Source organism: Synechococcus sp. H70.1 (genome assembly GCF_047502705.1).
GTDB lineage: Bacteria > Cyanobacteriota > Cyanobacteriia > Thermostichales > Thermostichaceae > Thermostichus.
Window position 1 is genome coordinate 55,664 of record NZ_JANSIV010000170.1, and the last position, 6,203, is coordinate 61,866.

The window sequence follows — 6,203 nt, forward strand, 5'->3', positions numbered from 1 at the left end:
CTGCCTAGCTAGTCGTCTTCGGCAAAAACGAAGCGGTGCAACTCGTCCAGGGTAGGCTCAGGGCTTTCCAGCGCGAAAAGGACGGCATCCTCAATCACGGCGCTCACCTTTTCCTGAATGGCCTGGAAGTCCGCCTCAGTCATCAAGTTGTGTTCGAGGGCGTAGCGCTCCAGTTGCTTAATGGGATCCCGCTGCCGCCAGAATTCTTTTTCTTCCGGGCTGCGCAGCTCGTCGGGGTCGGCCAACGAGTGGCCACGGAAGCGATAGGTGAGGCACTCCAGCAAGGTGGGGCCTTCCCCGGCGCGGGCCCGCGCGATAGCCTGTTGAGCAGCCTCCCGCACCGCTAGCACGTCCATACCGTCCACCTGGTAGCCGGGCATGCCAAAGGCAGGGCCCTTGAGGTAGATGTCGGTTACCGAAGTGGCCCGTTTGTGGGCCATGCCAATGGCCCAGAAGTTGTTTTCCACCACGTAGACGATGGGCAACTTCCAGAGGGCGGCCATGTTAAGGCATTCATAAAACTGGCCATTGTTACAAGCCCCATCCCCAAAAAAGCAGACGGTCACCTGGTCGGTGCCGCGGTACTTGGCCGAAAACGCTGCTCCTGTCGCCACCGGGATCCCTTCCGCCACAAAGGCATAGCCCCCCAAAAAGTTGTGCTCCGCCGAAAAGAGATGCATGGAGCCACCTCGTCCCTTGCTGCAGCCGGTGGCTTTGCCAAAGAGCTCCGCCATCACTGCTCGGGGGGGAATCCCGGTGCTAAGGGCATGCACGTGATCCCGGTAGGTGCTGCAGACGTAGTCGGTGGGCTTGAGCGCCTTGATCACCCCCGTGGACACCGCCTCCTGCCCGTTGTACAGGTGCACAAAGCCAAACATCTTGCCCTTGTAGTACATTTCGGCGCACTTGTCCTCAAACAGGCGCCCCAACACCATGTCTTCGTAGAGCATGCGGGCCTCTTCGGCAGAGATGCGAGCACTCGCCACGGGAGGGGTAAGTTCCTGAACCATGCTGGAAGGTGATTAAGGGTAACCCATTTTTGCAGTCTTTTAATTATCCCACGCTTGGGGGCACTTGCAATCCCGCTGAGGGGGAGATCGAGGTGGATCCCAGTTCTGGAGGAAGGGGGGTAGACTGGAAGATTAAGGCAGGAGGCATTGCCATTGCAGCAGCCGCATCAAAGTCAGAACTCCGTCCCGCTGAGGCGAATACCGCAAGAGCAGGTATCCTGGCAAAGGCTTTTTCTAGGAGGGATCTTCTCCTGGAAGCCGAACGGCCGGCCAAGATAACGGGGTGCGCCTATGGGAGCCCGTTGGGTTAGCGGTTTTGCGGCGGTGCTATTTGCCCTGACGGTCACCCTGCTAGGGGGCTGGTACTTCACGGCAGCCATTGGGCTGATTATTTTTCTGGCGCAACTGGAGTTCTTTCGTCTGGTGCAGGCCAAGGGCAATGCGCCGGCCATGCGCACCACCATGTTTTCCAGCCAAGTGCTGGTGATTTTGCAGCAGGTTAAGCCGGAGTGGACCAGCCCTGCCTTTATCGTGGCCGGTTCTGTGATCTGCTTTTATCTGCTCTTTAAGCCCAAGCTGGCCACCATCGCCGACATTGCCACCTCGATTTTGGGATTGTTTTACTGTGCGCTGTTGCCCAGCTTCTGGATCCGCGTCAGGGCTTTGTCTTTTTCCCAAGGACTTGGCGAAGGGCTGTGGATTACGCTGCTAGCCATTGGCTGTGTCATTGCTGCCGATGTAGCGGCCTACCTCTGTGGGCGGGCCTTTGGGCGCACCAAGCTCTCCCTCCTCAGCCCAAAAAAAACGGTGGAAGGGGCCGTGGCCGGGATCGCGGCCAGCATGGCCCTGGCCATGGCCGGAGCCTACTACCTGAACTGGCCCTGGCACTGGTGGAGCGGCAGCGTGCTGGGGTTTTTGATTGGGCTAACGGGCCTGTTGGGCGACCTAACGGAATCGCTGATGAAGCGGGATGCCGGCGTCAAAGACTCCGGGGATCTCATCCCCGGCCACGGCGGCATTTTGGATCGGGGCGATAGCTATGTCTTTACCGCGCCGTTGGTGTTTTACTTTATGGAATGCCTGGAATGGCTCAACGCCTATTTCAGCCGATAATTGCGATAACTCCCACTCCAGCCGAGAAGATTCTAGACACAAGTTTGCCTTTAGTAAGGTTGGACAATCTGTGCGCGTTCCTCGTAGGAACGGTACGACCAAAGCTACCCTTGGAACGGAGAAATCTCTGGTCTTTTGGCTCTTCAGCTATCTCGTTTCTCAACCTTCTCTTGCTGCACTTCTAAGATGACCTGCCTGACATTTTCCAGACAGCAAAACCCCTGGGGGTTGTTGACCTGGCAGCCACAGCGCCTGGCTTTGATGTGGGCGGCAATCTCGGCAAGAATGGCCTGGGGCGTTGTGGATCCCTGCAGCTCCTGCCGAATGCGCCGGCGCGTCCATGCAAAACAGTAGCAGACGGGTACGTCCTCGCCACTTTCTTTTTGAAAGACTGGCACCTTGAGGTCGTCAACCCCAAAGCTTTGACCTTGCTCGGAAAAATAAACAACAGGACAAATGGGATCCTGACAAAACGCGTAGCTACTGTCTGCATTCAGTTGTGCCAAAGCTCGAGGGCACAGCAGGCTCTTCAGGGTAATCAGTTGAACCGGGATCCCTTGCTCCCCGCTCCTTGGACACAAGGGCTGCCAAGCATTAGCAGAAAATGGTGCAAGGGGTTCTCTTGTCATGGGTCATCGAGCTGTTGTTGGAAGATAGTGCAAGAGGAACTTTTCTCTTGTTCAGAAAATTTCTGTTGACACTGTTCAATGAGTGTCGATAGCTCCCCTTTGAGTTCCTGCAGATGGGCAATTGACTTATCGATTTGTCTAAGTTTTTCCGTTAGCTTTACGTACACCTGCCAGCAGGGCAGAGCTTGCCCATTTTCCTGAAGCAAGAGCAGTTCTTTGATCTCAGCCAGGGTAAGTCCCAAAGCCTTGGCACGGGCAATAAAAGCCAGCCGCTCCAGCTCAGGCTCCCCGTAGAGGCGATAGCCCCCCTCCGTCCTGCGCGGTTTGGGAATGAGCCCCAGGCGCTCGTAGAAGTAGAGGGTTTGGGGACTGATGCCCAACTTCTCGGCTACCTGACCCACCCGCAGCAGTTCAGTCATGCCCGGTTCTATACCCTCTCTCCAGCAGCTCTCCTAGCCTAAACCCTATAGCTAACTACAAGGTCAAGAGGGATCCCCCGCAAGGTCCACCCCGGCAAAGAGAGCCGCAAGAGCCCGTCAGGCTAAAGTAAGCCTGCTAACCTATTAGGGTAGTCCTTCGAGAAGCCCTGGCCTAGATTTGGCATGACTGCTGCACCTGCCCTTGCCCACCTGCCCAGTCAGTACAACCCCTTTGCAACCGAGCCGAAGTGGCAGCGCTTTTGGGAGGAAAAGGGGTTTTATGTGGCGGATCCCAAGGCGCCGGGAGAAGCCTTCAGCATGGTGCTGCCCCCGCCCAACGTCACGGGCAGCCTCCACATGGGCCATGCCTTTGCCTTTACCCTGCCGGATGTGGTGGTGCGCTACAAGCGCATGCGCGGCTACAACGTCCTCTGGCTGCCCGGTACGGATCATGCCAGCATTGCCGTGCACACCATCCTGGAAAACCAACTGCGCCAGGAGGGCAAGAGCCGCTTTGACCTGGGCCGCGAGGCTTTTCTGGAGCGGGCCTGGGCTTGGAAGGAGCAATCCCAGGGCACCATCAAAAGCCAACTACGGCGCCTGGGCTTGTCACTGGACTGGACGCGGGATCGCTTTACTCTCGATGAGGGGCTGAGCCGGGCAGTTACGGAAGCCTTTGTCCGCCTCTACGAAGCAGGGCTAATTTACCGGGGCGAGTATTTGGTCAACTGGTGTCCGGCCACCCAGTCGGCTGTCTCCGACATCGAGGTGGACAACAGAGAGGTCAAGGGCCACCTCTGGCATTTCCGCTATCCCCTGGCTGCGGATCCCAGCCAGTACCTGGTGGTGGCCACCACCCGCCCCGAGACAATGCTGGGGGATACAGCCGTGGCGGTCCACCCCCAAGACGAGCGCTACCGCCATCTCATTGGCCAGTTCGTGCGGCTGCCCATCAAGGAGCGCCTGATCCCCATCATTGCCGACGAGTACGTGGATCCCTCCTTTGGCTCCGGCTGTGTCAAAGTTACCCCAGCCCACGATCCCAACGACTTTGAGATGGGCCGGCGCCATCAGTTGCCCTTGATCAACATTCTCAACAAGGACGGCACCCTCAACGAGAACGGGGATCCCTTCACTGGTCTAGATCGCTTTGTGGCCCGCGAGAGGGTGGTGCAGTGGTTTGCCGAGCACGGTCTGCTGGAGAAGGTGGAGGAGTACACCCACAGCGTGCCCTACAGCGACCGCGGGGGTGTGCCGATTGAGCCGCTGCTCTCCATTCAGTGGTTTTGCGATATTTCCGGCATGGCGGCCCGCTGCCTGCAGGAGGAGCGGGAGCACCACAACCCCCGCTTTATTCCGGAGCGCTGGACCAAGGTTTACACGGGCTGGCTGGAAAAGCTGCGCCCCTGGTGCATCTCGCGGCAACTGTGGTGGGGGCACCAGATCCCGGCCTGGTACCCCGTCATCGACGGCCAGATCCCTGAGGATCCCCAGGCTTTTGTGGTGGCCCGCAATGCTGAAGAGGCTTGGGCGAAGGCACGGGAGAAGTTTGGCCCGGCCCTCGAGCGGCTGGAGCGGGATCCCGATGTGTTGGACACCTGGTTTAGCTCGGCTCTGTGGCCTTTTTCCACACTGGGCTGGCCGGAGGAGACGGAGGACTTCAAGCGCTACTACCCCACCTCCCTCATGTCCACGGGCTTCGACATCATCTTCTTCTGGGTGGCCCGCATGGCCATGATGGGAGTGCAGTTTACCGGCCAGATCCCCTTCAAAGATGTCTACATCAACGGCCTGGTGCGGGACGAGCACGGGGCAAAAATGTCCAAGTCCAAGGGCAACGGCATCGATCCCATCGAGCTCTTGGACAAATACGGCACCGACGCCCTGCGCTACGCTTTGGTTAAAGAAGTGGTGGGGGCAGGGCAGGATATCCGCCTGGCCTACGACCGCAAGACTGGCGAGAGCGCCAGCGTGGAGGCGGCCCGCAACTTTGCCAACAAGATCTGGAACGCCTCCCGCTTTGTGCTCCTGAACCTAGAGGGGCAAACCCCCGCCCAACTGGGATCCCCGGCTCCGGAGGCGCTGGAGCTGGCCGATCGCTGGATCCTGTCGCGGCTGCACTCCACGGCCACCCAGGTTATTGAAGAGCTGGAAGCCTACGGCCTGGGCGAGGGGGCGCGGCTCTTGTACTCCCTGATTTGGGATGACTTTTGTGACTGGTACATCGAGCTGGTCAAGCCGCGGCTGCGGGGGGAAGACCCCACCTCCAAGCGCACGGCACAGCAGGTGTTGGCCAGCGTGCTGGAGACCATCCTCCGGCTGCTGCACCCCTGGATGCCCCATATCACCGAAGAAGTCTGGCAGCTCCTCACCCAGGCCAACCAAGCCACCTCCATCTCCGTCCAGCCCTATCCCACCCCCGACCCCAGCTGGGTTAACCCGCAACTGGAGCGGGAGTTTGGCCTGGTGATCCAGACCATCAGCAGCCTGCGCAACCTGCGGGCAGAGGCTGGCCTTAAGCCCCATCAAACCATCACAGCTCTGCTGGTTACCGAGGATCCTGACGAGCAGCGGATCCTCACCGCTGCCCAGGCCTACATCCGCGAGCTGGCCAAGGTTGAGTCCTTAGAAATCACGGGATCCCTGGCCACGGAACCCAAGCAGGTGGCGGCTGCCGTGGTGGGCACAGTGCAGGTGCTGGTGCCCTTGGGGGGGCTGGTGGATGTGGAGGCGCTGCGGGCCAAAGTGAAAAAAGATCTGGCCAAGCTGGAAAAAGAGGCCCAAGGGATCCGCGCCCGCCTAGAGAACCCCAATTTCCTCAGTCGGGCCAACCCGGAAGTGGTGCAGGCCAGCCGTGAGCAACTGGCAGAGCTGGAGGCCCAGATGCAGCTCTTGCAAGCCCGCTTGGAAAAGTTGGGCTAGCTCTCTTTTGGGGCTCTTGCCCTTGACAGCCGACTTGCGTAGCCTCGAGCTCAATGGCACTGGCTATTTTCGTGCAATGGGAGTGGCTATCCCCCATCTCTGTGTTCGAG

Annotated in this window: 5 protein-coding genes; 2 read left to right on the plus strand and 3 right to left on the minus strand. The window is 59.2% G+C overall.

From position 1 onward, the window contains the following. Window positions 1-8: 8 nt before the first annotated feature. Window positions 9-1,010: a pyruvate dehydrogenase (acetyl-transferring) E1 component subunit alpha gene (pdhA, locus tag NW827_RS11245; protein WP_414360006.1), complete on the minus strand. Its 1,002-nt coding sequence runs from the start codon at window positions 1,008-1,010 to the stop codon at window positions 9-11. Window positions 1,011-1,301: 291 nt separating this feature from the next. On the opposite strand from pdhA, the gene NW827_RS11250 reads away from it, so the two are divergent. Further along, a complete protein-coding gene (locus tag NW827_RS11250; protein ID WP_414360009.1) occupies window positions 1,302-2,123 on the plus strand; it encodes a phosphatidate cytidylyltransferase in 822 nt (273 codons plus the stop codon). Window positions 2,124-2,266: 143 nt separating this feature from the next. On the opposite strand, the gene NW827_RS11255 is transcribed toward NW827_RS11250, so the two are convergent. Both NW827_RS11255 and NW827_RS11260 read right to left on the minus strand, forming a co-directional pair. Next, entirely contained in the window at window positions 2,267-2,704 is a 438-nt protein-coding gene (locus NW827_RS11255) for a putative iron-sulfur cluster-binding metallochaperone (protein WP_414360011.1), read from the minus strand. 44 nt (window positions 2,705-2,748) lie between these two features. Next, window positions 2,749-3,171 (minus strand): heavy metal-responsive transcriptional regulator, encoded by a 423-nt coding sequence (locus tag NW827_RS11260; RefSeq protein WP_414360014.1) that lies wholly within the window; start codon window positions 3,169-3,171, stop codon window positions 2,749-2,751. Between the two features lie 183 nt (window positions 3,172-3,354). Between NW827_RS11260 and NW827_RS11265 the strand changes: the two genes are divergently transcribed. Beyond that, window positions 3,355-6,093 carry a valine--tRNA ligase gene (locus NW827_RS11265; protein ID WP_414503698.1) on the plus strand — a complete coding sequence of 913 codons (2,739 nt, stop codon included), beginning with the start codon at window positions 3,355-3,357 and terminating at the stop codon, window positions 6,091-6,093. The last annotated feature ends 110 nt before the right edge of the window (window positions 6,094-6,203 follow it).